This is a genomic window from Algoriphagus halophilus (assembly GCF_041729275.1).
GTDB lineage: Bacteria > Bacteroidota > Bacteroidia > Cytophagales > Cyclobacteriaceae > Algoriphagus > Algoriphagus halophilus_A.
Genome location: NZ_CP146486.1, coordinates 4,255,395 through 4,281,852, shown reverse-complemented (window position 1 = coordinate 4,281,852; position 26,458 = coordinate 4,255,395). Strand labels below are relative to the sequence as shown.

Genomic DNA, 26,458 nt, shown 5'->3' with positions numbered 1-26,458 from the left:
TTGCTCCTAACCTTCCTATTCTTTGGGTTTGGCTTATTTTCTCTTGATGCACAAATCTTAAAAAAGCCTATTCCAGATAAATTGGTCATCCTCACATTTGATGATGCTCCTGCAAGTCATTATTCGGTCGTAGCCCCCTCTTAAAAAAGTATGGCTTTGAAGGTACTTTTTTGTCTGCGAGTTCCCTCCTAATTCCAAAGACAGTACAATTTACATGAATTGGAGACAAATTCAGGCCTTGGACCAACTTGGATTTGAAATTGGTAACCATACACATACCCATGCCAATGTCAGCAAATTGACACAAGAGGAGTTCGATGCACAGCTCGCTTATATAGAGCATAAAAGCGATTCGTTGGGAATTCAAAAAATTACAAATTTTGCCTATCCGGGATATGGACTCAATGAAAAAGCCTTGAAGTATTTGAAAGAAAGGAATTATCACTTTGCCAGGGCTGGGGGAAGTAGAGCCTATGATCCATTGACAGATCATCCCTATTTAATTCCAAGTTGGGCAACAGAGGAATCCAATAAGACGGAAATTATTCAAGCTCTTGAACAAGCCAAAAATGGTCAAATCGTTGTGCTCACCATCCATGGCGTGCCAGACATAGAACATCCCTGGGTGAATACTCCCATAGAATTATTTCAGGAATACTTGGATTACCTGAAAGAACATGATTTCCAGGTGATCTCCATGACAGGTCTGGAAGAATATGTGGATTTTGAACAAGCCATGATTGAATTGAGCCCAGATTATTCCAAAAAACTCACTAATTAAAAAGGGCGAACGTTAAACGTCCGCCCCACTTTTAAGTGAATCAATTAACACGCTTGTTTTATTGGAGATCAAATCGATCTAGGTTCATCACCTTATCCCAAGCAGCTACAAAATCCTTGACGAATTTTTCACCTGAGTCTGAACAGCCATACACCTCTGCAATAGCTCTAAGCTCAGAATTTGATCCAAAGATCAAGTCAACTCTTGTACCTGTCCATTTAGGTTCGCCAGTAGTTCTGTCACTCCCTACAAATACCTGTTGAGCATCAGTCGTGCCATTCCAAGTATTCCTAAGATCTAACAGGTTCACGAAGAAATCATTTGTTAAAACTCCTGGCCTATCTGTAAATACGCCATGCTTAGCACCATTGTAGTTGGTATTCAATACTCGCATCCCTCCTACTAAAACAGTCATCTCCGGTGCAGTTAACGTCATTAATTGAGCTTTATCAATCAACATTTCTTCTGCCGAAGCTTTATGTTTTGGAGCATAGTAATTTCTGAAACCATCCGCTGCTGGCTCTAAGGCTTCAAATGACTCAATATCAGTTTGCTCTTGAGAAGCATCACCTCTTCCTGGAGTGAATGGAACTTTCACCTCATACCCAGCATCTTTTGCTGCTTTCTCTACACCTGCACAACCTGCCAATACAATGGTATCTGCAATAGAAATCTGCTTACCGCCTACTTGCTTGCTGTTGAACTCAGATTGGATGCTTTCCAATACTTCAAGAACTTTAGATAATTGGGCAGGATTATTTACTTCCCAATTTTTCTGAGGAGCAAGTCTCACTCTTGCACCATTTGCACCACCTCTTTTGTCAGAACCTCTAAACGTAGAAGCAGAAGCCCAAGCAGTGGATACCAATTCAGATACGGACAGACCAGATGCCAGAATTTTAGCTTTTAAATCTTCAACATCTGCTGCATCCACTAATTTATGTGTCACCGCAGGGATGGGATCTTGCCAAATCAACTCTTCAGTCGGAACTTCAGGACCCAGATACCTGGTTACTGGCCCCATATCTCTATGAGTTAATTTAAACCAAGCTCTTGCAAATGCATCTGCAAACTCATCCGGATTTTCGTAGAAATGTCTTGAAATTTTCTCGTATTCAGGATCCATTTTCAAAGCAATGTCTGTAGTCAGCATTGCTGGAGCATGTTTTTTAGCCGGATCAAACGCATCAGGGACTGTTCCTGCACCTGCACCATCTTTTGGAGTCCATTGATAAGCTCCTCCTGGGCTTTTGGTTAATTCCCAATCATAGCCAAACAGGTTCTCAAAATAATTATTGCTCCATTTTGTTGGGGTAGTAGTCCAGGTTACTTCGATACCGCTGGTGATGGTATCTTCCGCATTTCCTTTACCGAACGTATTCTTCCAGCCCATGCTCATTTCTTCGATGGAGGCACCCGCAGGTTTTGCTCCAACATATTTAGTGGGATCCGCAGCACCATGCGTTTTTCCAAAAGTATGACCACCTGCAATCAAGGCAACTGTTTCGTAATCATTCATAGCCATTCGACCAAATGTCTCACGAATATCCCTAGCTGCTCCTACTGGATCTGGCTGACCTTTTGGACCTTCAGGATTCACATAAATCAATCCCATGTGAGTAGCCCCCAAAGGATTCTCCAGGACACGGTCTCCGCTGTAGCGATCTTCATCACCCATCCATTGACCTTCTGATCCCCAGTAAACATCCTCCTCAGGCTCCCAAACATCCTCACGGCCTCCACCGAAACCAAATGTCTTTAATCCCATGGATTCCAAAGCACAGTTACCGGTCAAGATCATCAAATCTGCCCAGGAAAGCTTCTTCCCGTATTTCTGTTTAATTGGCCAAAGCAATAATCTGGCTTTATCAAGGTTCGCATTATCTGGCCAGCTATTCAAAGGAGCAAAGCGTTGTGTTCCAGAGCCTCCTCCTCCTCTACCATCTTGAATCCTATAAGTTCCTGCACTATGCCATGCCATTCGGATAAAGAATGGGCCATAATGACCAAAATCTGCTGGCCACCAATCCTGTGATGTTTCCATCAATTCAAAAATATCCTTCTTCACTTCCTTCAAATCAAGTGACTTGAATTCCTCTGCGTAATTGAAAGACCCTTCCATCGGATTTGATAAAGAAGAATGCTGACGAAGGATATTCAGCTTTAATTGATTTGGCCACCAATCTCGATTTCGCATTCCTCCACCAGCAACTTGTTTCATAGTACCGCCAGTAAAAGGACATTTTCCTGCTTTGTCGTTTACACCGTAACTACTTCCGTTTGATGAAGAATGATTATGAGGGTTATCCATATTATAATAGAGTTTTAGTTATTTACTTAGTTCAGCTAAGTTATCAAAAATTTTATTTATATAATTTAAATTTCCATAGATAATAACTATGGGTATTTCACTTACTCAATTGGTAAATTGACCGTAAGTAATTTAGTTAAAAAAGAACAAAAAAGTGGCTTCAAACCATGTACCTGACAAAAATCAGTAATCTCAATTCAAAGGGAGTTCGACGCCCAAATCTTCATGACACACACTGGAATTTCAAAACCAATTAAATGCACGGTAAGCACTTTATTTTGAGATTGGTAGAAAAAGATGGTATTTTCAACGGATGATGTTTTTATAGAAATGATTATCGATCGGATTCTTTTGACTTGTTCCACCTTTAACAATTAGTTATGTCTCCTCTACTCATAATTTTAGCCGTTGCAATAGCTATCGGCTTCATGCTGGTAAGTATTTTTAACCGCTTCGTCCGAAACAAAAACACCGTCAAAGATGCTTGGAGTAATATTGATGTGGCCTTGAAAAGAAGGTACGATCTGATTCCCAATTTGGTGGAAACCGTCAAAGGCTATGCTGCCCATGAGCAGGAAACCTTAGAAAAAGTAATCCAGGCAAGAAATGCTGCCATGGCGGTTCCATCCGGAGACATCAATCAGCAAATTGAAGCTGAAAATCAACTTCAGAAAACCCTGAGAAGTATTTTTGCATTGAGTGAAGCCTACCCGGATTTAAAAGCGAATTCCAACTTCCTTCAGCTCCAGGATAAACTCAATGAAATTGAAGAAAATCTAGAGCGAGCTAGAAGGTATTTCAACGGCACCGTAAGGGAGAACAACACTTATGGAGAAAGTTTTCCGGGTGTATTGTTTGCCGGTATTTTCAGTTACCAACATTTTGATTATTTCGAGGCAGAAGCAGAAAGCCGTGAGAACGTAAAAGTAGACTTTTCGAAGTAAGCTACTGGTAACCAATAGCATTTCAGAAAATCCTTTTTAGATATCATGAAGCCATGAAAAAATACTTTTTCTATTTTCTTTCATTCTATGTACCGCTGAACTCTATTCCCAGGGATTCACGGTTTCGGATTATTCGGTAGAAATCTTTATTAACAAGGAGGGGTATTTTGATGTCAAAGAGAAATACCAGCTAAATTTTGAAGTTCCAAAACATGGGATCTACCGTGATATCCAGGTATCCTATGATCTAAGAACAGAAGATGGAAGCCTTGAACAAAGAGATATCAAACTTAGCAATATCGAAGTTCCAGGTTATAAATATGAAGTAAGTTCGGGCTTTGAACAGCGGTTGAACGGCTCTGCGAGAATCAAAATTGGAGATGCAGACATCACCTTGGAAGGACCCCATATCTATGAAATAAACTATAGAGTGAAAAATGCTTTTCTCTACGAGGAGGCGAATACTCAATTTTATTGGAACATCAAACCAAGTAACTGGGTCCCGGATTTTCAATCCATAGATTTTAAAATCCATTTACCTGAAGGGGTGACCCTGAGCCCAGAGCAGGCCTTTGTGTATTCCGGAGCGTTGGGTAACACCCAGCCTAGTAATGACTTCCAAACAAACCTATCAGGAGGAATATTTTCAGGAATTAGCAATGAAGGTTATTCTTCAGCTGGAGGAGAAAGTGTCACGGTATTGTTAAAACTTCCTCCGTATAGCATTCAGGTCATCAAACCGTTTTGGCCATTCTGGACAGAATCTGGTTGGCTATTGATCCTTACCTTGGTGTTTTATGCATTTATCCGAATTTGGCTTAAACACGGAAAAGACGATCCGGTAACCACCACCACCAGCTACTACCCTCCGAAAGGAATGGACCCTGCCATGGTGGGTTATTTGATTGATGATTCCAGTGACAATTCAGACCTGATTTCGCTGATCCCCTATTGGGCGTCCAAGGGCTTCTTAAAAATTGAAGACATTGACAAAAAAGGTTGGTTTGCAAAGGATGACACGAAGCTCATCAAATTGGCCCCCTAAACCAAGGGGCTACCCTCTATGAAAGAGATCTTTTTAATGGACTCTTTTCCAAGTACGGGAACAATGACGAGGTACTTGTGAGTAGCCTCAAAGACAAGTTTTACAGTACCATGAATATGGCCAAGAGAAATCTGAAGGAATATGCCCAAAAATATTATGTCAATAAATCCAGAAAAGTGAGGAATTATACCATAGGAGGTTTGATTCTAACCCTATTTGTTTTAGTACCAACCTTTCTTTTTTCTGGGGAATACTTGCAGCTGTAGCCTCTATCATTTCTATCATCTTCTTATTGATCATGAGTCAGTTTTTAATCAAGAAAAATAAAGAAGGGACGCAGATACTATCCGAATTGAAAGGTTTTAAATCTTTCATAAAAGTTGCTGAGGAAAACAAATTGCGAATGTTGTTGAAGGAAGATCCGAACTATTTTGAAAGTACCATGAGTTATGCCCTTGCTTTTGGGCTCTTTGAAAAGTGGGCAAAAAAGTTTGATGATTACTTACATATTCCTCCCCCAACCTGGTACACTTCTAGCACTGGTAGAATGGTTTCTATGAATCATTTTTCCCAATCTTTCTCCAGCTCCATCAATTCTGCCAAATCAACAATGGTTAGTTCACCATCAAGTTCCGGGAGTTCTGGCGGTGGTGGCTCTTCTGGTGGTGGTTTCGGAGGCGGCGGCGGAGGTAGCTGGTAGGTTTACAAATAAATCTCCTGCCAATTTCTGAATCAGCATCGTATCATTTACCATTTATCACCTTCTCATTAGGTTCAATTACTTAAAATTCATCCCTTACTACCTCTTTAAATAGAATGTTAAAAGCATTACTAATAACCACGCTTATCCTTTTTTACTCTTGGAACCTTTCATTCCAGGAACCTCCAAAAATCCTAATCATTGGAGACTCCATTTCTATTGGCTATACCCCTTTTGTTGAACAGAAATTTGGGGATGCTGCCCTTGTGAAGCACAATCCTGGAAATGCACAGCATACTGGAACGGGACTGGAAAAGATTGAAGAATGGATTGGGGAGGAGGATTGGGACATCATCCAAATCAATTGGGGTTTATGGGACTTATGTTACCGACATCCTGACTCAAAAGTCTATGGAAACAGGGATAAAGTAAATGGAACGCTGACCTATTCCTTGGAGGATTATGAATCGAACTTACATTCTATTGTATCAAAAATCAGACAAATTTCTGATGCCAAATTAATTTTTGTAACCACTACTTATGTCCCGGAGAACGAAGCAGGAAGATTTAAGAAAGACCCTAAAAAATATAATAAAGTGGCTAAATCCGTCATGAAAAAGCAGGGCGTTTTGATCAATGACTTGTATAAACCTTCCATCAGAATTCATAAAAACTTTGGAATTGGGGATGATGACGTACATTATACTCCTGAAGGATACGAGCAATTAGGAGCTATTGTGTATGAATTCCTGAATAAAGAAATTCAATAAAGTAATTTTAGACAAACCTATTCCTTTTTGTCCTTTTGATTCAATCGATTCCCTTTTTGTAAAGCAATTAGCCCATACAATACGATGAAAAACAGTGTCTTTATAGCAACCAGTTTAGATGGGTTTATAGCCGGAAAAAATGATGAATTGGACTGGCTTTCAACTTTTCCAGAAATTGACCACGTCGACACCGGGTTTAATGATTTTACCTACCAAGTAGATGCTTTATTAATGGGGAAAAATACCTTTGAAATTGTAGCCGGTTTTGAAGGAGAATGGTTTTACAAGAAACCGGTATTCGTGTGGAGCAACTCCACCTCGGAATTACCTCTAAAATTCCATGGAAAAGCATTTCTGGTTCAAGGCACTTTGAAAGAAGTCCTTACACAGATCCATGAACAAGGTTTTAAAAACCTATATATTGATGGAGGGAAGACCATTCAAAGCTTTTTAAAGGAAGATTTGATAGATGAAATGATCATTACCACCATTCCAGTGCTTTTGGGAGGAGGTATCCCCCTCTTCGGGGATCTCCCAAAACCATTGGTTTTTACTTGTAAAAAAACCACCCTATTTTTAGATAAGGTGGTCCAAAATCATTTTGTAAGATTAAGGGAAACTACCTAGCGGTCCAGCCACCATCCACGGTTACCATGGAACCTACCATATAGTTACTGGCATCTGAGGCCAAGAAAATTGCCGCTCCTTGGATCTCCTTCAATTCTCCCCACCTGGCAAGAGCAGTAGCACCAATTATAAACTTTTTGCCTTCCTCCGTATCTGCAATTGGTAAATTCATCTCTGTTAAAAATGGCCCTGGGCAAATGGCATTCACATTGATATTAAATGGTGCAAACTCTAGTCCCAAAGCTCGAGTCATTTGAACCACTGCCCCTTTGCTAGAAGTATAAGGTGTCCTGTTTGCCAGTCCAACCAATCCCAAAGTACTCGCCAAATTGATGATGCTGCCACTTTTCGCTTCTTTCATATAGGGGGTTACCGCCCGGCAGCAAAGCCAAGTGCCAGTCACATTGATATCCATTACTTTCTGAAAATCTTCTAAGGTCAACTCATCGATGGCGCCTCTGATATTAATCCCTGCCGAATTGATCAATACATCTATTCTTCCAAAAGCTTCCATGGCGGCTTTTGCCATTGCAATGGTTTGATCTTCCTTTACCACATCCGCCTGAAAAGCGATCGCCTTCACTCCATATGTTTTGGAAATTTCATCTGCCGCAATTTGGCCTTCCTCCAGAGTCCTACTGACAAGCATCACATTTGCACCGGCACTCGCCAAACCCGCTGCCATCGCTTGCCCCAGTCCTTTGGACCCACCGGTAATGATTGCTGCACGTCCTGTCAGATCAAAAAGTTTAATTCCAGGTAATTCACTTACTGTAGTATTCATAGTTAACTATTAAAATATTTTGTTTTTCAATTTTGGTTTAGCCTATTCCTAAGCTTTTCTTACTGAAAGAAAGACAAGAAATGACATTTTTTCTTCAAATGCAAGCCTTTGCTCATCACTCAATCCCTCCACTTTGGGTAATTCCCCCGGGAAACTTTTTTCCCTTACTTCCATGATAGTTCTCGCGAGTTCTCTTGCAGGAACCTCTTGAAAGGTCTCCCAGTAATTACTTTCCATCACAGGAATTTCTAAAGGATTTCGAGTAATCATCTCTAGACTAAAATGGATGGATGGGTTGTATTTTTTACATAGTTCCACCCCTTTTTTAGGTCTACGATCCCCGTGCCCAAGGGAACCTCAGAAAGTAAAAACCCATGTTCATATTCTTGGACCCCCATATCTTTGACATGAGTAGAAAATGCCATGGGCGCCAAGGTTTCAATGACCCTCGTAGAGTCTTCTAATAACGCGACATTATTCCCAAAGTCCAACGTCACCCCTACCCACTCACTTCCCAAGTTTCGGATTATTTCTGCAAGTTCTGAAGCTTTCCAATCTTTGTGATTTTCTACTGCCAACTTCATTCGGTGCTTTCTTACAATTGGCTCAGCCAGAGACAATGCCATTAATGCCCCCGCTTTAAACTCCAAAAACTCCTTCTCAGAATGGAAATTCTCATACCTTCTACCATTTAAACAGACGGTTCGAAGGACTTCCGCTCCAGCTTCTTTGGCTGCCAATACTTCTTTTTCAAATATTGGAACCTGATCCGAAGTTTGCGGCAATCGAATGCTCCCTTCAAGATAGAGTCCACTTTTTTCTCTTTCCTCCCTTACTTTTTTTGCAAAATCACTCGCCCATCCATTGACACCTACTTGTACTCCTCCAGCTCCGATTTCTTTGCAATGATTGATCAAATCGATGGCATTTTCAAACGAAGGATAGGCCGGGCTTCCAGCTTTTGAATGCCATCGAGCTCCATAGGAATGAACTACCACACCCATGGGGATGCCGGCCATTTCCTCCGGGATTTCAGGGAATGAAAAATTCAGTGCAACAGCTCCCAAGCTTGCCGTTTTCAGGAAATCTCGTCTTCCTGAATCAAAATAACTTTGTACATTTTTCATAGGCTAAAGATTGGGTTTATCATGAATTGTGGAAGTTTCATTCTAGGTTTTCTATGTGTTGATTCAACTCCTCCGCAGACCAAGGATAGACTCTCCCTTGAGTTGTCAAACGCATCCCACCTACCGTCCTTCTTGAAATCGGAGGGGCTTGATTTCCCCACTCATTTCTAATGTAGGTCAAGATAGCAGCAATACTCGCGTCATCCATCGTAGAATGAGCTGGCATAACCGGTAGGATTTCTGGGGCATCGTATTTCTTCCCATCCACCTCAATAGGACCCTCCAAACCATGTAAGAGAATCAGGGAAAGGCGCTTTTCATCCCCTAAAACCCATTCAGAGTTCACCAATGGCGGCCCCATTCTATTTTCTCCTCTACCATCTGAGCCATGACAACTTGCACAACTGACCAAAAACTTCTGTCTTCCATCTGCAAATTGTTTTAAAGCAGAAGCATCTAAGGTACCAGCTACTGCCTCGACTTCATCAGGGTGAAATCCTGGCCAGGTGAACAAACTTTTCAGCATCCCCATCCTTTGGGAATCTATGGGTAAATCTGTTCGTTGGAAAATTGATGGTTCTGCCCTATAGGACACAAACCCTTTTTCAGGCGAATTGGCAGATTGGATAGCCAGTGAACTCAGGACTGTTTGTTCTTTCCAGCCCAATTCAGGTATATCCACCAGTGCCAAAAGCCCTTTGATTTCATTTTGATCTGCTTTTTTACGATGGAAGCGGTAAGCATTTCCAGAAATATTTCATGCGCTGGATTCAAATCATTCCAAGTGGCATCCTTCCAGATCGCTTGAAGAAAATCATATTCCCTGTTGGTCAGACTACTCATTGCTGCATCCCTGATCAACGCATCTTCTCCCTGCTTATACAACACTTCCAATAAGACTTGTCGAGCATCCTGATCTGACAGCGCGTAAGCACTTAATGCCATTTGTAAATCCGTGGATTTCCCGGCATTCTTTGACATCTCCATCATTTTTTCACCCAATCTTCTGCTAATTCCTTCCTCCTCTTTTGCCAGCTTGTCCAACATTCGAAGAGCTGCACTTTGTATCAACTCAGATTCATGGTCTAAAACTTCCAATAAAAATCCTTCATCCGCTTGTCCCATTCCTTCCAGTGTCCAAAGGGCATGAAAAGGTCCCAACTCATTAGAGGAGTTCAGGACCATCTCCTTTAATGCCGGAACCTGGCTTTTATCATTATTTTCCACCAATAATCGCTGTGCCATATCCCGGTACCAACCATCTGAATGGCCCAGGTAGGCTACTAATTCTGAATCCGATTTAGAAGAAAGTTTCTCCACTGTTTTAGGATCAGTATCGGCAGGAACTATTCTCCAAATTCTCCCCATATGAACAGGAGCATCTAGTTTTCTTTGAATAGTTTGCTCCCTTAAATACTCCGTCATATAATCCAGGTGTTGAATGATCCCGCGGTACATATCTACAATATATAGGGCACCATCAGGTCCAACATAACCGTTCACAGGTCGGAATCTTTCATCAGTAGAAGCCAAAAACTCCCTGCCTGGATTTGGATCCTGTGCTTCCAGGTAATTGCCATTTTCCTTTACCACATTTCTCTTTACCAAATTCCCTGCATTCTCCATGACGAAAATATTTCCTAAATATTCTTGGGGAAACAAAGCGCTTCTATATACTGTAGGAGCACATGCAGAAGTGAATTCCAAAAGCCTTCCTTCTTGGTCCAGGGTGCCAGGAATATAGCCTCTGTTTACTGCGAGGTTCGGCCGAATGGGATAAACCCTTCGATCAATTGTTAATCCATAATCAATCCCGGTAGAAGGGGTATGGTTGGGGTTGGTGAAAAGATAATTGGGAGGAACAAGATCTCCATGGAGCTGGGACCAATTGTAATTATAAATCAGTCTGCCTTTATCATCTTGAGAAATTCCCCACTGTCCTCTAAACTCAGTACTGTCACGAATCCATTCATCCCCTTTTAATCGATATCGCAATCTGGATTTAGCGCTGTAATACCAATTATCAACCGTTCTGAGTAATCCGTTATCTGTATGCTCTACTACTCCGTTTTGAGAATAGGTAGCATCCAATAAGATTTTAGTATCTGCTTTTAGATCTCCATCCAGATCTTCGGTGATCCAAAGTGCATTATTTTCAGCAACCAAGGCACCTCCTTTGAAAAGTCCTATTGACCTGGGCATTACCAAACTATCTAAATAAACAGTGGATTTATCCATCTCCCCATCCCCATCTTGATCTTCCAAAATAGAAATTCTACCAATGGGTTGGTCTTCGTCATTTCCTTCTATATCTACCATATAGCCCCGCATTTCTATTACCCACATCCGCCCATCTTCATCAAATTGTATGGATACTGGCTCCTGTACCATTGGTTCAGCAGCAACTAATTGGATTTTGAATCCAGGTTCTAATTGAAAAGTAGCTTGTTCCTCAGCAGGGCTTAAAGGAGGGGAAATGGCATTCAGATCCTCTTTCTGGGTACTTGTGCAGGCAAAAACCAGCAGCATCAAACCAACGATGCTTGGTAATCGGATACTCGACATATGTTTATTTTGGGTTATTTATTGCCTATTTATCCCATTGAAATACAATTTTATAAATAAGGCAGTTTTCCTAATTTGACACTTATTCAATTGATTCACAAGCCTATTTTACTAAGTGGTCTAATTATTTTTGGTATAACTTCAATTCCTATCTAAAACTATTCCCCATCCTTATGCTCAGCTTCAAGCCATTTTTAGTCATAATTTTGATGATCCTCTCGTCGATTTCGACCTACCTCATTACCAAGGGCTCCCTAATAAAAAACGAGTCCGATATCCTAATTTCTTCAGATTTGAGTTGGAATGGAACGAAAATTCCCGATTATCCTGAAGGGAAGCCCAAGATTTCTATCTTAAAAATCACCATACCTCCCGGTTCCTCGCTACCCAAACATATCCACCCAGTAATTAATGCGGGAGTATTAATCAAAGGGGAACTCTTTGTAGAAGATGAATTTGGAAATCAGTTAAATATGAAAGCTGGCGACCCCATCATTGAAGTCGTGAATACCGTGCATTATGGGGAGAACCGGGGAACTATCCCTGCTGAAATCATTATCTTTTACGCAGGAAGTGAAGGGTTGACCATTACAAAAATCATGGAAGATCAATAAGTGCAAAAAATTATCTCCTCTGACTATTCCGCTTGCCCGAATCTTTCATTCCTAAACGGAAAAGCAAACTTACTTTTTCTAACTCATTGCTTGATTTTCAAAATTTCCGGAACCTAATTATTTTTTTGTTAAAATATTTGACTGAATTTTACGAACTCAATAAGCCTTTTACCTGTTGGAAGTTAAAGATATTAGGGATTAAACCAATTTTTGTTGAAAAAACAGATTTCAAAAAAGGAATACTTCAAAATTGTCTTGGTTCTGGGAGCTCTTTGTACCATCAGCCCATTTTCCATAGACATGTATTTACCTGGATTTCCAGCTATGGCCAGGGAATTGGAGACTCCTATTGCCAATATCCAATTGTCCTTGACTGCGTATTTAGTGGGAATTGCAATCGGCCAATTGTTTTATGGTCCCCTACTGGATAAATATGGAAGAAAAAAACCGCTTTATGTAGGTCTGGGAATTTATGTATTGGCTTCTATTGGTTGTGCCTTATCGGACTCTGTTGAGAACCTAATACTTATGAGGTTCTTGCAAGCCATAGGGGGCTGTGCAGGCATGGTTGCTGCCCAGGCTATGGTTCGGGATATCTTTCCTGTGACAAAGACTGCTCAAGTTTTAGCTTTATTGACTTTGGTAATCGCGGTATCTCCAATGATTGCCCCTACTTTGGGAGGTTTTGTGACAGCTTATTACCATTGGCACTGGGTTTTCATTGTTTTGGCATTCCTTACCGTGATCATTTGGATGGCAGTAATTTGGGTGCTTCCAGATGGAGCTGAACCTGATACACAAGTTTCATTGAAGCCTAAACAGGTTTGGAAAAATTATATACAAGTACTTCAGAACAGACAATTCTTAGTCTATATGTCTATTGGTGGCTTGGCAGGTGCGGCTCCATTTGCCTACATCGCAGGTTCTGCTGATGTCTTTATGAATATTTATGGAGTAAGTGAAACTCAGTACGGGTGGATTTTTGCATTGTTGGCTTTTGCCATGATCGGATCCACACAATTGAACCACTTGTTGCTTCGTAAATTTAGCAGCCAACAAATCATCAACTTCTCCATGCATTATCAGGTGACAGTTGGATTACTATTGGTCTTGGGCATTTATTTTCAATGGTTAGAAGTTGGCCCGTTGCTAATGTTGATGTTTGTCTTCTTAACCGCACATGGACTGAACGGCCCAAATACCGCCGCGCTATCTTTGGCTCCATTTTCTAGAAATGCAGGAAGTGCTTCCGCGATTTTGGGAAGTATCCGGATGGCATTTGGTGGATTGGCTTCTGCCGGTGTCAGCTTTTTCCACGATGGCACTTCTCTTCCCATGGTGAGTGGAATGGCTACTTGTGCTGTAGCAGGATTCCTGGTACTGAAACTGGATCAAAATATCAATGGCAGTATCAGCAAGGTCTATAACAAAAAAGCGCTAGCGAGTTAGGAGCTTTACTTTTCTTGTTCTGATTCATTCCTGATTCCAATAAATTCTATCCAAGAACATCCTTACCTTTGTGCAAAATGAAGGATATGACTTTTACCGAACTTGGATTAAACAAGCAGTTGATCTCCGCGATAGAGAAAGCAAATTACCAGAAACCTTACCCAATTCAAGCAGAAGCGATTCCCGCATTTTTGAAGCGTCAGGATATATTGGGAATTGCTCCTACTGGTTCTGGAAAAACCGCTTCCTATATTTTGCCAATCTTACAAATCCTTCAACATAAAAAGGAACACAGAAGCAGAAATATTCCTGTTTTGGTACTTGTGCCCACCAGGGAATTGGCCTCCCAAGTGGCGCAAGTAGCGGATAATTTTTCAAGGTTTTTAGAAAGAAAGGTCAAAACTGTATCCGTATTTGGAGGTGTCTCCATCAATCCTCAGATGATGAAGATGAACGGAACAGATATTTTGGTTGCTACGCCTGGAAGATTATTGGATTTAATATCTCAAAATGCGCTGTCACTTTCAGAAGTAGAAATCTTGGTGCTGGATGAAATGGACAAGGTCTTGAATATGGGATTTCGTGAAGAAGTCAATCAGATCTTGTCTGAAATCCTCAAAAGAGGCAAAACATCCTGTTTTCTGCCACCATGGATGAGACATTGGAAGAAATGATCTCCTCCCTTCTTGAGGATCCTAAGCGCATTACTATCAAACCAGAGGTACTTGATGTGGATCTGATCAATCAATATGCCTATAGAGTCAGCGCTGAAAAGAAAGGTCCTTTATTAAGACATCTTATCAAAAATGGCAATTGGACTCAAATCCTGGTATTTACCTCTTCCATCCGAACTGCCAATAACGTAGTCCAAAAATTAGTGAAGAATGGCATCGATGCCATTGCATTTCATGGGGACAAAAGTCAAGGGGCCAGAATTGAAGCTTTGGCAAGGTTCAAGTCTGGGAAAACCCGGGTTTTGGTTGCTACGGACTTGGCCGGAAGGGGAATAGACATACAGTTTTTACCTTTGGTAATCAACTTTGAACTTCCACGTTCTCCAAAAGATTATGTACATCGAATAGGAAGAACCGGACGAGCCGGGGCCACAGGTGAAGCCATTTCATTGATCACGGAAGAAGATTTGCACCACTTTAAAATAATCCAGAAAAAGATGAAAAAGCATGTGCAATTAAGAAGCACCGATGACTTAGATCTTTAAATGCTATTTGATTTCCCATTTTTTTAGAGGATCTTTTGGGTAGAACAAGCCCTTTATAAAATGACCTCCGCCGCAAGAATAGCCAGTATTTTTCTTAGTTTTTTCATTGTCCATACGAATGCATTTTCCCAAAACACTCCCCCAAATATCATCCTAATCATTACAGATGATCAAGGTTATGGGGATTTTGGGTTTACTGGAAATCCACATATCTCTACTCCAACCCTCGACCAACTCGCCCAAGAAAGTGTAGAGTTTACAAATTTCTACGTATCTCCGGTTTGTGCCCCTACCCGATCCAGTCTTATGACCGGACGTTATTCCCTGCGTACAGGAATCAGAGACACCTATAATGGAGGTGCCATGATGGCTACTGAGGAACATACCATTGCGGAGCTACTAAAGAAAAAAACTATGTAACAGGCATTTTTGGCAAGTGGCATTTAGGAGACAACTACCCCATGCGTCCCAGTGATCAGGGATTCGATGAATCTTTGATACACTTATCAGGTGGTATGGGACAGGTGGGTGATTTCACAACCTATTATCAGGGCAACCGAAGCTACTTTGATCCAGTCCTTTGGCATAATAATCAACAACAATCCTATCAAGGTTATTGCTCTGACATCTTTGCCGAAGAGGCGATCAAGTTTATAGAGAACAATAAAGACCAACCATTTTTCACTTATCTCTCTTTTAATGCACCACATACCCCTTTGCAAGTACCCGATGAGTATTATCAAAAGTATAAAGACTTAGACCCCAGTGAAGGATTTGGAGAAGATGGCAAACCATTTTACCCGATGTCTGAATCCCAAAAAGAAGATGCCCGAAAAGTTTATGCCATGGTAGAAAACATCGATGACAATCTGAACAAGTTATTTAGCAAATTGGAAGAGTTGGAAATTGATGACCGAACGATTATCATCTTTTTAACAGATAATGGACCTCAACAACAACGATATGTAGTAGGACTTCGAGGACTCAAAGGGAATGTTTTTCAGGGAGGAGTACGAGCACCTCTCTTGATTCACTATCCTGAAAAATACCAGGGAAGTAAGAAGATAGATCAATTAACTGCTCATTTGGATATCTTACCTACCATTGCAGAAGTAGTTGGAATTGACTTACCCAACGATCGTAAAATCGATGGCAAGAGCTTAATCCCCTTGATGAATGGAGATGCAAGCAATTTTCAAAATCGAAGCTTTTTCTCGTATTGGACCCGTAAATATCCTGAGCGATATAATAACATCTCCATCCAAAAGTCAGGTTGGAAACTGGTTGGAAAAACTGATTATCAAGCTCCCATCGAAGAGTTTGAGTTATATAACTTGACGGAAGATCCGTTCGAACTTACCAATTTAATCTCCTCTCAAACTTCCAAAGGGAGGGAACTTAAGATTGAAATGGACGAATTGTATAAGGAATTGATTCAGGAACAACATTTGGTAAATCAACCCCTGATCCAGATTGGATTTGAGGAAGAGAACCCTGTATTTCTAAACCGGAATGATGCTGCGGGTCAAAGAGGTATCTGGGCACAGGAGGAGATTTATGGATATTGGAACGTGTTTTTAGCTTCTGGAACCTATGATTTTACATTCAAATTTGTCAAAGATGTTCCTTCTCAAGGCACCATGTACCTGGAAACAGGCCCTATAGTCAATCAAACAAAATTAGAATCGGAAGGAGCAATCACATTTATTGAAATGAAGGATATCCAGCTTCCTGAAATGAAAACCCAAATCATCCCTTTTTATCAAGTAAATGGAAAACAAATCTTCCCTTTTTGGGTAGAAATCCATAAAAAATAGGGACTGATCAATTACTGAATCCATGAAGGGGTCGATGCCTACAATCAAAAAATCAACCAATACTTATAATTCATTTTTAATAGATTCAATTTTTGGCTTATCTTTTTAAATCCTAACTATTGAAAAAAGAGAATCCATGCCGAAATCATCCAGTCCCGAAGTGCAAGAAAAATTACCAAGAAACTTAGGGCTTTGGGGAGTTTGGATGCTGGTAGTCAATGGACTCATTGGAGCTGGAATTTTTGGATTACCCTCGGGAGCAGCTCGATTAGCCGGAGAATACAGTGTATTCGTTTACGCATTTTGTGCCCTGTTAATGCTTCCGGTGATTCTATGTTTCGCCGAATTGGGAAGCTATTTCAAGGGAACCGGAGGACCAATCAAATATGGAAAACTGGCTTTTGGTTCGTTTATAGGTTTTCAAGGGGGTGGCTTTACTATTTGGCAAGATTGATTTCATTTGCCGCCAATACGGTTTTGTTAACAGATAGCATCGGTTACTTTTTACCTATAGCAGCTGAGGGATATGGAAGACTCATTTCACTTGCAATTACCTGTGGAGCATTAAGCCTGATCAACATCCTGGGATCTGTGGAATCCATCCGTTCTATGACCTTGTTTACAATCATCAAATTTTCTGTTTTGATTGGTTTAGTATTTGGAGGGTTTATTTTACTAGGTCCCGAGGTATTGCCAAATTTTGGCAGTCCCCTTCCAGATGGTTCCAATTTAGGGGCAGCAGCTTTATTACTGATATATGCCTTTGTTGGATTTGAAGGGGCAGTAGTCCCTGCAGGAGAAGCAAAAAGACCAGAAAGAGACATGCCTTTGGGGCTGATTTTGGGATTAGTTATCGTCGCCGTATTGTATATGTTGATCCAGTTGGTAACGCAGGCGGCTGTTCCTGATTTGGCAACTAGTAGCACCCCACTTTTGGATGCCTCTTCTTCTTTATTCGGGAGTGCAGGTGCCGTAATCTTAATGATTGGTGTTGCTACCTCAGTGATCGCAAATTTAATTGGGTCCATGTTTTCAGCAACGCGGATCACCTATGCGTTATCTCTTGAGAAATCTCTTCCCGAATGGTTCGGAACTGTACATGAAAAATACCTGACTCCTGCCAATTCTGTCTTGTTTTTTGGAATTGTTGCCTTTGCTCTGGCTGCTTTTGGAACATTTACATTTCTAGCTGCCATGACGGTCTTGTCAAGACTCTTTTTATTCATGATGAGTTGTGCAGCAATCCCTGTTTTACGTCCTAGATTTAAAGATCAAAGCCCCTTTATTCTTAAGGGTGGAATTCTAATTCCTATTCTTGGAATTTTAGCCTGTCTTTGGTTGATGATTCAAGTGAGCTGGACCTCCGTCTGGCTAACAGCAGTCTTGATTATCATTGGCTCCATTCTATATTGGTTAGGAAAAAGGCAACATAAAGTGGGATAATAACTCCGCTTAAAGTTACTTTTGCTCCATTCAAACGTAGCGCATGACCAAGCATTTAAGTAATAGTGGGCAGCCCCATTCAATTTCGACCCAGCGATGACAAATAAAAACCTTGCCATACGAACCGTGATTTTCAGTATGCTGGGAAATGTTGCCTTGGCTACGATTAAATTTTTAGCAGGAATTTTTGGCAATTCATATGCTTTAATTGCAGATGGAATTGAATCCGTGGTAGATGTATTTGCATCAATTTTGGTCTTGGTGGGGCTTCGATATGCCAATCGACCAGCGGATGAAAACCATCCCTATGGGCATGGTAAAGCAGAACCGCTGATCACCTTTTTAGTCGTTGCTTTTTTGATTATTTCGGCGGCTACCATTGCCTACCAAGCTATCCAACATATACGAATTCCTCATGCATTGCCTGAAAGTTTTACTTTATGGGTATTGGCTGCCATCATTATCTGGAAAGAATCCTCCTATCAAATTGTCATTAGGAGAAGCAAAAAAATAAATTCCGATTCCCTGAAAGCAGAGGCTTGGCACCATAGGAGTGATGCAATCACCTCCATCGCTGCATTTATTGGAATTTCAATCGCTTTATATTTTGGAGAAGGATTCGAAGTAGCAGACGATTACGCAGCCCTGGTAGCTGTAATTTTCATCGTTTACAATTGCTATAAAATCTTTAGACCGGCATTATCTGAGGTGATGGATGAAAATAATCACGAGGAATTGATAAAGAAAATCAGGGCAATAGCGATTGAAGTAAATGGGGTCAAAGGAACTGAAAAATGCTTCATCCGAAAAGCAGGAATGGATTACCATGTGGACCTACATGCCTTGGTGGATGGAGATTTAACGGTTAAAGAAGGACATAGAATCTCTCATTTATTGAAAGATAAACTTCAAAAAGAAATCCCTGAAATAGGACATCTACTGATACATATAGAACCCTATTAGGAAAGCAGTTTTTAAATGAATATGATGAAAAAATCCACCATTGAGGAAATAAGGGCCCGTTTTGATCAAGATGTAGAACGATTTTCAAATCTGGACACTGGACAACTCTCTACCATTGATGCACAGGTTTCACTTGAACTGATTACCGAGGCCGCCAAAAGAATCGTTCCCCATGCCAAGCATGTGCTCGACATTGGATGTGGTGCAGGAAACTATACCTTAAAAATGCTTTCCAAGCTTCCCCACCTCCATTGTACGTTGGTGGACTTGAGTTTACCTATGCTCCAAAAAGCGGAAGAAAGAGTCAAACTAGTGACTCAAGGAAAAGTAACATGCATTCAGGAAGACATTCGTCTTGCTAAACTGGATGATCACGGTTACGACATCATATTGGCAGGTGCAGTTCTACACCATTTACGAGATGATGAAGATTGGGAAAGCACCTTTACAAAACTGTATCATTTACTCAAGCCAGGGGGATGCTTGATGATATCAGACTTGATCACCCAAGAAAACTCCATTTTGAATGAGTACACTTGGGAACGATACGGAGATTATTTAGAGGCATTGGTGGATAAGGAATATCGTCAAAAAGTCCTTGCCTATGTAGACAAGGAAGATTCGCCCAGGTCCATGAGTTATCAATTGGAATTAATGAAAAAGGTAGGTTTTAGCAGTACCGAAATTCTACATAAAAATATGTGCTTCGGCGCTTTTGGAGGCATTAAATAAGCCACTAAAGCGGATACATTCCATCATTAAATTTATCACGGAAGCTTGTAAGCTTGTCTGGCGAGTAATTTCCAGCTTCCTTTCTCTTTGTGCCAAACTAACATCACCCCAATTTTGATGGGATTCACCTGGCCTCCTTCAATGACATCTGCCACCAAATAGTGGCGGACAATTCCAACGTTTTTTTCTACAAGTATCTCCTGGTCTTCAAATGAAATTGAACCAAAATCCGATTTCCCGGAAACAAGCGCATCGATGAATTGATCTTGATTTTCCAATAAGCCACTTGAATGGCCATAGGTCAGCGAAGCTGAACTTAAGGCTCTTAAAGCTACTTCAGTAGGATCAATCAAAGCAAGCCTCAGTTTTTCAACCTGGGATTCAAGGTCTTTTTCAGATTGGGCGTAGGAACAAAAACCACAAAGTAAAATGGCTAGGGTTAAAATAGATTTCATGGGTTTCAACTGGGTTAACTTTTCTGTCTTAAATTTCAATCAAAATAAGTGGCTGAATAGGTGGATATTCATTTGAATTATTGCTCTTTTTCTATCGGTTTTTGTGCCAATAGGACGCGAGAATGGAACCACTCACATTCATAAATGGCCCAAATACCGCCGGAGCAAGACCTACGGTGGCAATTTTCCCCATTTCTTTGGCAATTCCAGAGGCAAGTCCACCATTTTGCATTCCCACTTCAATGGCAATCGTTCTGCAATCCCGTTCACTTAGTTTGAACAAACGGCTTGACCAATATCCCAATAGATATCCTGCAAGGTTATGGAATATGACCATCACTATAAGCATTGGCCCAATATCCAATAAACTATCTCTTCCAGCCGCCACAATAACCACTAAAATCAACGCAATGGCAGCCATAGAAATAATTGGCATCAAATCATCCAACCATTTGGATTTACCACGAAGAAAATAATTGAATAGCAGTCCCGCACCAATGGGGATTATCACCATTTTTACAATGCTGAACATCATATCGACTACATCAATTGCCACAAACTCTCCTGCCAACCACCCCATCAGGAAGGGAGTTACAAATGGAGCCAAAAGGGTAGTAATTGATGTGACGGTGATGGAAAGGGCTAAATTTGCCTTGGCTAAAAAACTCATTACGTTGGAGGCCATGCCACTCGGAGAACAGCCAATAAGAATCATTCCTGCTGCGATTTCCGGGGGAATCCACTTAATTTAGCGAGCGTAAAGCCTATGAAAGGCATAATGGAAAATTGGCACAATACCCCAATCAGTACCCCTTTGGGCATTTTCACAACTCCCAAAAAATCTTTAATGCTCATGGAAGTCCCCATCCCAAACATAATGACCTGAATCAAAGGCACGATCAAGGCGCTAAATTTGAACCCTTGATATTCCAGGAAATATTGGGGGAAATAGAGCGCTAGTGCTACTGAGCCAAAGATCATCATGGAATAGGCATATCCCTTTAATTTTTCACTTCCCAAAAATGAAAGTGCACAAATAAAGAAAAAGCCGATCCATAAAAAGCTTGCATATTCTATTCCAAGGAACAAGCTGGTTCCAACAGCCCCAACAAATAGTGCGATTGAAAGAATTGAAAGAGATTTAGTGATTTTAGGGTTCAAAATGAAGGTATTTTGGGTGGATGCTCATGAAATTAACCCGGAAACAAGATTTGTGGCAAGTTTCCGGGTTTATCAATAGGTAAAATAGGAATCTTAGCTGTAAGTTCTATCATGAGAACGCTTTTCGTTCCACATGTCAGTAGGAGCAAAATAAGATTGATCTGAAGGATGTAAATGAGCTTTCACCACTTCCTCATTTAAATCAATCCCCAAACCAGGAGCGTCCAAAGGAACTGGGGCGTACCCTTTGTCAATCATTTTTCCTCCTCCGGTCATAGTGACCATATCTTCCCACCAAGGTACATCTACCGAATGGTGCTCTAAGGCAAGGAAATTCTGTGTGGCAGCTGCACAATGCACATTGGCCATAAAAGATACGGGAGTTCCTGCCTGGTGCATGGCCATGGAAATTCCTTTTCCTTCGGCATAGTCCGCAATTCGTTTGGTTTCCAAAAGACCTCCGGAAGAAGCCAGATCAGGGTGCACAATATCTACTGCATGATTGTCAATCAAATCTTTGAAGTGCTGAAGGAGATAAATATCTTCTCCTGTTGTAGTAGGAGTATTCAGAGCAGTGGTAATGGTCTTGTGTTGCTCCCACATTTGCCATGGCACCATATCCTCAAGCCAAGCAAGTCTGTATTGATCCAATGCTTGACCCAATCTGATACAATTGTTCAAATCGAAATGTCCATAATGATCAGTAGAAAGTGGTATTTCATAACCAACCATTCCCCTGACATGATCCACTATCTTGGCAAGTTCGTCCAAGCCTTTCTCTGTGATTTGGACCCCCGTAAAAGGATGGGCCGTGTTCGCGTAGGACATGTACCCTCCTTGCCACTGGCTTTTCCCTTGTTTGAAAATCTCTTGGTTGACAATACATCCGGGGATATCCATGATTTCACCAATGGAAACATCCATTTTTAGCCAGGTATAGCCTTGCTCCTCTGTTCTATATTTAATAAGCTTCATCTGCTCCTCTGGAGAACTTGCCTCAGGAGTGTCTGCATACAGCCTAATGGAATCTCGATATCTTCCACCTAACAACTGCCAAGCTGGAACATTATACGCTTTTCCGCAAAGATCCCACAAGGCCATCTCAACGCCACATACCCCTCCTGCCTGACGCGATTGACCACCAAATTGCTTGATGATCTTGAATATCTTTTCCACATTACATGGGTTTTCTCCCAAAATCCTACTCTTCAGCATCAAGGCATATTTTGGATCTGCTCCATCTCTCACTTCTCCAAGCCCATAAATTCCTTGGTTAGTATCTATTCTAAGAATAGCTGTACCGCCCATGACCGCCGTATGTGCATATCGTAAATCAGTAATTTTCAAATCAGAGGGTGCCGATGCCCTACGGACATTTTTGGTGGTTTCAGCCATGGTATCTTCGATACTCAGACCCATAAGAGCTGAAAGGCTCAGCCCTCCCAAAGCCGTCTTCTTCAAAAAATCTCTCCTATTATCCTTTGTCAGGGGGTTGTCAATTTCCGCTTGACGTTGGGCAATATATTGCTGCTCTCTGATTTTGTTCTTTTCAATGAGTTCTTTAAGGGTATTTTTCATGGTATGCAGGGTTATTGTTAATTCAATATGATAGAAGGCCAGTTAATGGTAACCAGCAAAAATGCCTGTTTAAAGGTGATAAGCCCTTTCAAGGCTTGGAGGTCAACAATTAGTAATTCCTCTCTTTTAGGTAATTGTCTAATTCCTCTTTCGTCATGGGGAGTTTTCCTGGATAGTTATTTAACCAATCCAAAAAATCCTTTTTGATTTCCTCGGTCCATTGGCTATCAATCTGTCCAGGAAGGTATTTTCCCTCCCGAAGCCTTTGATGTCCAAACTCATCTCTCAGCCCAGTCACTTCAGATGTTAGGACCAATTCCTCTACCAGGTAAGCTGGAATAAAAATCACTCCATATTTTTTGGCCAACACCACATCCCCTGGAAGCACGGTAGCACGACCAATCCTAATGGGGGTATTAATGGAAGTCAACATCATTTGTTGGATATAAGAGGGATCCTGTCCTTTGATCCAGGCATTGAATCCTTCAATTTCCGAAAGCCCCTCCTGATCGCGGACTGAACCATTGAATCACCCCTCTCTGAGATTTAGCAAAAATCGCATTTCCTAAATTGTCCCCAATCAAAGTCCCATCTGCAATTTTCCCATACCCATCTGCTACATAAACATCTCCGTTCACCAGGACATCTATCGGCCAGGAATTTGTCCCTCCTTTAGGGGACCTGCCTTCCTTTTCCACTCCTTGATCTTTTACTTGTTTTTCCAGGTCAGGTCTGAGAGGCATGTATTGAGCAGTGACTACCCGTCCAGTCATTGCCTCATTGGGAAGCATAATTTGCCAATCACCTTCGTATTGGTTTTGAAATCCCTTGTTTCTCAAAACACCCCAAGCTTCCTCGATCGAAATGTTTTTTAATCGTTCAAGAATAGAGTCAGATACTTTAGGTCTACCATCAGGAAATCGCTCTCCCGTCCATTGGGAAGTTAAAGCTTTAATATACTCAGGGGAAGCCCCGACATTTTGTGCTTTTGCTTTTCCTATTGGAAGCATCAGGATGCTACAAAGCACCAATGCCAAAGGATAGCTTTTTTGTAGAAATTTAAAATTCATTAGTCATTCTGGGTTACTTGTTAACATTCAATACTTCTAAAAAAGAGTTCGTGACTATTAAAAAAGGGGATCCCCGGAACCGCATGCTTTTTCATGCCTTCTTCGTTGATCTCTACTCCAATACCAGGCTTTTCAGAGAGTGTGATAAAGCTATTTTCGGTTCTTGGGCCATCGTAGGTCACGATATCTTTCCAAAGTTGATCCTTGTCCATGTAGATCTGCCATTCCATAATTTGAAAGTTTGGAACTGAAGCACAAACATGGCAGCTGGCCATCGCACCTAGGAAAGAGGCCACCATATGGGGTGAAAATGGCACATAGTACAGGTTGGCCAAATTTGCGATACGTTGGGCTTCTCCCAATCCACCCGCCTTTTGTAAATCAGGCATAATGATGTCTAGCGCACCATCTGACAACAGTTTGGTAAAGCCATAAGCCAGGTAGATATTCTCTCCGGCACAAATTGGAGTGCTGGTCTCTTGCGTAATGTGCTTATAAACTTCAGGGTTATCTGCAGGAACCGGTTCCTCTAACCACATCAGGTTCAAAGGCTCATACATTTTAGCCATTTTCAACCCTGTGACTGCATCGTACCTTCCATGCATGTCCACGCAAATATCAATATAGGGGCCTACCTCCTCCCTAACTGCTGCGATGGCATTGTACATTCTATCTATCTCAGCAGGGTTTGCGGTCCAATTGAATCGATCATATTTGTTTGGATCCCTACCGTTATCCACATCAAATTTTACGGCATTATAGCCACGGGAAACAGCATCCCTAGCCGCTGCTGCATAATCATCCGGCGTGGGGTTGGTTGAGGCATAAAGAGCAGTATCGCAATACACACGTATTTTATCCCGGAATTTTCCTCCTAATAATTGGTATACCGGAACATTGAATACCTTGCCTGTTATGTCCCAAAGAGCCGTTTCAATGGCAGTGAGGACAGCCACAAAAATCCCTGATTGGGCTCCTCCAAAAAAGAACCTTTTCGAAGTTGTTCAGCCAGCCGGTTGGGGTTTAAAGGATTTTGTCCTTTCAGTTGGTTTCCCAGTCTTTTGACTAGGTAATAAGTCCCCTGAATGGCATCCACCGCCTCACCACAACCCCAAACATCTTGGTTGGTATATATTTTCACATAAACAGCACCGCGGACATATCCACATTTGATGTCAGTGATTTTCAAATCGGAAGGATTGGAATATTGATTTTGTTTATGGACTGCTGCCTGCAAACCCTGGCCAAAATTGGTCAATAAGCCTGCACCGGTTAATCCCAAAGCAGCACCTTTTTGAAGGAAAGATCTACGTGATTTTTTGTTATTCATCATTGAAATGTAATTAGTACTTATAGGTTACCAGGTTCTTTTCTTTAGGATCTCTTGTATCTGTTCTCTTGCGATCGGTAAATCATCAATATGGTCATTTAACCATTGGGAAAAGTCTTTTTCAATCTCCTCAGACCATCTGGTATCTATTTGACCTGCTGTGTACTTCCCTTCTCTCAGCCGCTGATGGCCAAACATATCTCGTAATCGAACTACCTCTGAGGTAACCACCACTTTTTCGGCCAAATGAGCTGGAATAAAGGAAACTCCTCCATCTCTACCTAACACCACATCTCCGGCCATCACAGTAACTTGGTGAATTCTAGTTGGCTTATTGATACCAATCAGCATGGTATTTAAGTCACCGGGTTGATTGTGATGGGATGGGTGATAACTGGATACATAGGAAGTAAAAGAACCAATTTCCTTTAATCCCACGATGTCTCGGATTGCTCCATCATAAATAATCCCGTTTCCGGACTTGGCATAGATGGCATTTCCAACATTATCCCCAATGGTAGGACCGCCATTATGAATCCCAAACTGATCCACCACATAGACATCCCCTGGCACCAAAAGATCCACAGGCCATGAATTCTGACCACGTTTCCCCTCCTTTTTTCCACGCTCGTCAATCGCATCATGTATATCCGGTCGACCGGGCATGAAAGTGGCGGTCAAGGCCCTTCCAACCAAAACACTATCTGGGTTAATCATTAATCCCCAGCCATCTGCATATTGATATCGATACCCCTCGTTCTTCATCACAGCCCAAGCTTCATCATGGGTAACTTCTTTCATTCTTCTTAAAATGTCATCGGATACTTTTGGACGACCATCCTCAAATCGTTCTCCTGTCCACTTTTGAGTCAGAAAGAGCATCTCTTCTTTTGATATTTGTTGGGCAAATACTCCCAAAACCATCAGTAAAAATAGAGAAAGGGTGAGTGTAATTTTTTTGATCATAATTCGG

21 protein-coding genes and 6 pseudogenes are annotated in these 26,458 nt (G+C 41.3%); 15 read left to right on the top strand and 12 right to left on the bottom strand.

Translation table 11 applies throughout. The annotated features are described in order from the left end of the window. On the top strand, nt 1-144 hold the full coding sequence (locus V8V91_RS22940; RefSeq protein ID WP_373397391.1) for a hypothetical protein: 144 nt from the start codon (nt 1-3) through the stop codon (nt 142-144). Nucleotides 145-214: 70 nt separating this feature from the next. Continuing rightward, a complete protein-coding gene (locus tag V8V91_RS22935; RefSeq protein ID WP_373397390.1) occupies nt 215-781 on the top strand; it encodes a polysaccharide deacetylase family protein in 567 nt (188 codons plus the stop codon). 58 nt (nt 782-839) lie between these two features. Here V8V91_RS22935 and katG read toward each other — a convergent pair whose 3' ends face one another. Beyond that, on the bottom strand, nt 840-3,092 hold the full coding sequence (gene katG, locus V8V91_RS22930; RefSeq protein WP_373397388.1) for a catalase/peroxidase HPI: 2,253 nt from the start codon (nt 3,090-3,092) through the stop codon (nt 840-842). A gap of 380 nt (nt 3,093-3,472) precedes the next feature. Here katG and V8V91_RS22925 point away from each other — a divergent pair, with 380 nt between their 5' ends. The 6 genes from V8V91_RS22925 (at nt 3,473) to V8V91_RS22900 (ending at nt 7,178) form a co-directional block, all read left to right on the top strand. After that, nucleotides 3,473-4,036 (top strand): LemA family protein, encoded by a 564-nt coding sequence (locus V8V91_RS22925; protein WP_373397387.1) that lies wholly within the window; start codon nt 3,473-3,475, stop codon nt 4,034-4,036. 61 nt (nt 4,037-4,097) lie between these two features. Further along, nucleotides 4,098-5,081: a DUF2207 domain-containing protein gene (locus V8V91_RS22920; RefSeq protein ID WP_373400791.1), complete on the top strand. Its 984-nt coding sequence runs from the start codon at nt 4,098-4,100 to the stop codon at nt 5,079-5,081. A gap of 77 nt (nt 5,082-5,158) precedes the next feature. Then, the gene (locus V8V91_RS22915; protein WP_373397386.1) at nt 5,159-5,347 is read left to right on the top strand and encodes a hypothetical protein; all 189 of its coding nucleotides are present in this window, start codon (nt 5,159-5,161) and stop codon (nt 5,345-5,347) included. A 26-nt stretch (nt 5,348-5,373) separates the two neighbouring features. Continuing rightward, on the top strand, nt 5,374-5,781 hold the full coding sequence (locus V8V91_RS22910) for a hypothetical protein (RefSeq protein ID WP_373397385.1): 408 nt from the start codon (nt 5,374-5,376) through the stop codon (nt 5,779-5,781). A 116-nt stretch (nt 5,782-5,897) separates the two neighbouring features. Next, entirely contained in the window at nt 5,898-6,551 is a 654-nt protein-coding gene (locus V8V91_RS22905; RefSeq protein WP_373397384.1) for an SGNH/GDSL hydrolase family protein, read from the top strand. Between the two features lie 84 nt (nt 6,552-6,635). Further along, the gene (locus tag V8V91_RS22900) at nt 6,636-7,178 is read left to right on the top strand and encodes a dihydrofolate reductase family protein (protein ID WP_373397383.1); all 543 of its coding nucleotides are present in this window, start codon (nt 6,636-6,638) and stop codon (nt 7,176-7,178) included. Here the strand turns inward: V8V91_RS22900 and V8V91_RS22895 are convergent. The 5 genes from V8V91_RS22895 to V8V91_RS22875 are packed head-to-tail and all read right to left on the bottom strand — an operon-like array spanning nt 7,171 to nt 11,654. Next, complete coding sequence (locus V8V91_RS22895) at nt 7,171-7,962, bottom strand: SDR family NAD(P)-dependent oxidoreductase (protein WP_373397382.1); 792 nt, start codon at nt 7,960-7,962, stop codon at nt 7,171-7,173. The two genes, V8V91_RS22900 and V8V91_RS22895, sit on opposite strands and share 8 nt — an antisense overlap. Before the next feature lie 48 nt (nt 7,963-8,010). After that, nucleotides 8,011-8,232: a hypothetical protein gene (locus tag V8V91_RS22890; protein WP_373397381.1), complete on the bottom strand. Its 222-nt coding sequence runs from the start codon at nt 8,230-8,232 to the stop codon at nt 8,011-8,013. A gap of 2 nt (nt 8,233-8,234) precedes the next feature. Further along, nucleotides 8,235-9,089, bottom strand: a complete 855-nt coding sequence (locus V8V91_RS22885; RefSeq protein ID WP_373397379.1) for a sugar phosphate isomerase/epimerase family protein — start codon at nt 9,087-9,089, stop codon at nt 8,235-8,237. Nucleotides 9,090-9,126: 37 nt separating this feature from the next. Continuing rightward, a complete protein-coding gene (locus V8V91_RS22880; RefSeq protein WP_373400790.1) occupies nt 9,127-9,771 on the bottom strand; it encodes a c-type cytochrome in 645 nt (214 codons plus the stop codon). Further along, nucleotides 9,729-11,654 (bottom strand): dehydrogenase, encoded by a 1,926-nt coding sequence (locus V8V91_RS22875; RefSeq protein ID WP_373397378.1) that lies wholly within the window; start codon nt 11,652-11,654, stop codon nt 9,729-9,731. The genes V8V91_RS22880 and V8V91_RS22875 overlap by 43 nt, the downstream gene beginning before the upstream one ends. Before the next feature lie 209 nt (nt 11,655-11,863). On the opposite strand from V8V91_RS22875, the gene V8V91_RS22870 reads away from it, so the two are divergent. From V8V91_RS22870 to V8V91_RS22840, 7 genes and pseudogenes are all read left to right on the top strand, one after another. Next, on the top strand, nt 11,864-12,268 hold the full coding sequence (locus V8V91_RS22870; RefSeq protein ID WP_373397377.1) for a cupin domain-containing protein: 405 nt from the start codon (nt 11,864-11,866) through the stop codon (nt 12,266-12,268). Nucleotides 12,269-12,481: 213 nt separating this feature from the next. Further along, a complete protein-coding gene (locus V8V91_RS22865) occupies nt 12,482-13,717 on the top strand; it encodes a multidrug effflux MFS transporter (protein WP_373397376.1) in 1,236 nt (411 codons plus the stop codon). A gap of 86 nt (nt 13,718-13,803) precedes the next feature. Beyond that, nucleotides 13,804-14,936, top strand: a pseudogene (locus tag V8V91_RS22860) (DEAD/DEAH box helicase). A 60-nt stretch (nt 14,937-14,996) separates the two neighbouring features. Further along, nucleotides 14,997-16,753: pseudogene (locus V8V91_RS22855) on the top strand (arylsulfatase). A gap of 136 nt (nt 16,754-16,889) precedes the next feature. Next, nucleotides 16,890-18,196: pseudogene (locus tag V8V91_RS22850) on the top strand (APC family permease). A 96-nt stretch (nt 18,197-18,292) separates the two neighbouring features. After that, nucleotides 18,293-19,159 carry a cation diffusion facilitator family transporter gene (locus V8V91_RS22845; protein WP_373397375.1) on the top strand — a complete coding sequence of 289 codons (867 nt, stop codon included), beginning with the start codon at nt 18,293-18,295 and terminating at the stop codon, nt 19,157-19,159. Between the two features lie 21 nt (nt 19,160-19,180). Beyond that, nucleotides 19,181-19,891: a trans-aconitate 2-methyltransferase gene (locus tag V8V91_RS22840; RefSeq protein ID WP_373397373.1), complete on the top strand. Its 711-nt coding sequence runs from the start codon at nt 19,181-19,183 to the stop codon at nt 19,889-19,891. A gap of 35 nt (nt 19,892-19,926) precedes the next feature. Here the strand turns inward: V8V91_RS22840 and V8V91_RS22835 are convergent, their stop codons facing one another. From V8V91_RS22835 to V8V91_RS22810, 6 genes and pseudogenes are all read right to left on the bottom strand, one after another. Next, nucleotides 19,927-20,346: a nuclear transport factor 2 family protein gene (locus tag V8V91_RS22835; RefSeq protein WP_373397372.1), complete on the bottom strand. Its 420-nt coding sequence runs from the start codon at nt 20,344-20,346 to the stop codon at nt 19,927-19,929. Between the two features lie 91 nt (nt 20,347-20,437). Continuing rightward, nucleotides 20,438-21,201 (bottom strand): annotated as a pseudogene (locus tag V8V91_RS22830) (bile acid:sodium symporter family protein). A 399-nt stretch (nt 21,202-21,600) separates the two neighbouring features. After that, entirely contained in the window at nt 21,601-23,085 is a 1,485-nt protein-coding gene (locus V8V91_RS22825; RefSeq protein WP_373397371.1) for a mandelate racemase/muconate lactonizing enzyme family protein, read from the bottom strand. Between the two features lie 109 nt (nt 23,086-23,194). Then, nucleotides 23,195-24,095, bottom strand: a pseudogene (locus V8V91_RS22820) (RraA family protein). Nucleotides 24,096-24,175: 80 nt separating this feature from the next. Continuing rightward, a pseudogene (locus tag V8V91_RS22815) lies at nt 24,176-25,485 on the bottom strand (mandelate racemase/muconate lactonizing enzyme family protein). A 27-nt stretch (nt 25,486-25,512) separates the two neighbouring features. Next, on the bottom strand, nt 25,513-26,451 hold the full coding sequence (locus V8V91_RS22810) for an RraA family protein (RefSeq protein ID WP_373397370.1): 939 nt from the start codon (nt 26,449-26,451) through the stop codon (nt 25,513-25,515). Nucleotides 26,452-26,458: the final 7 nt, after the last annotated feature.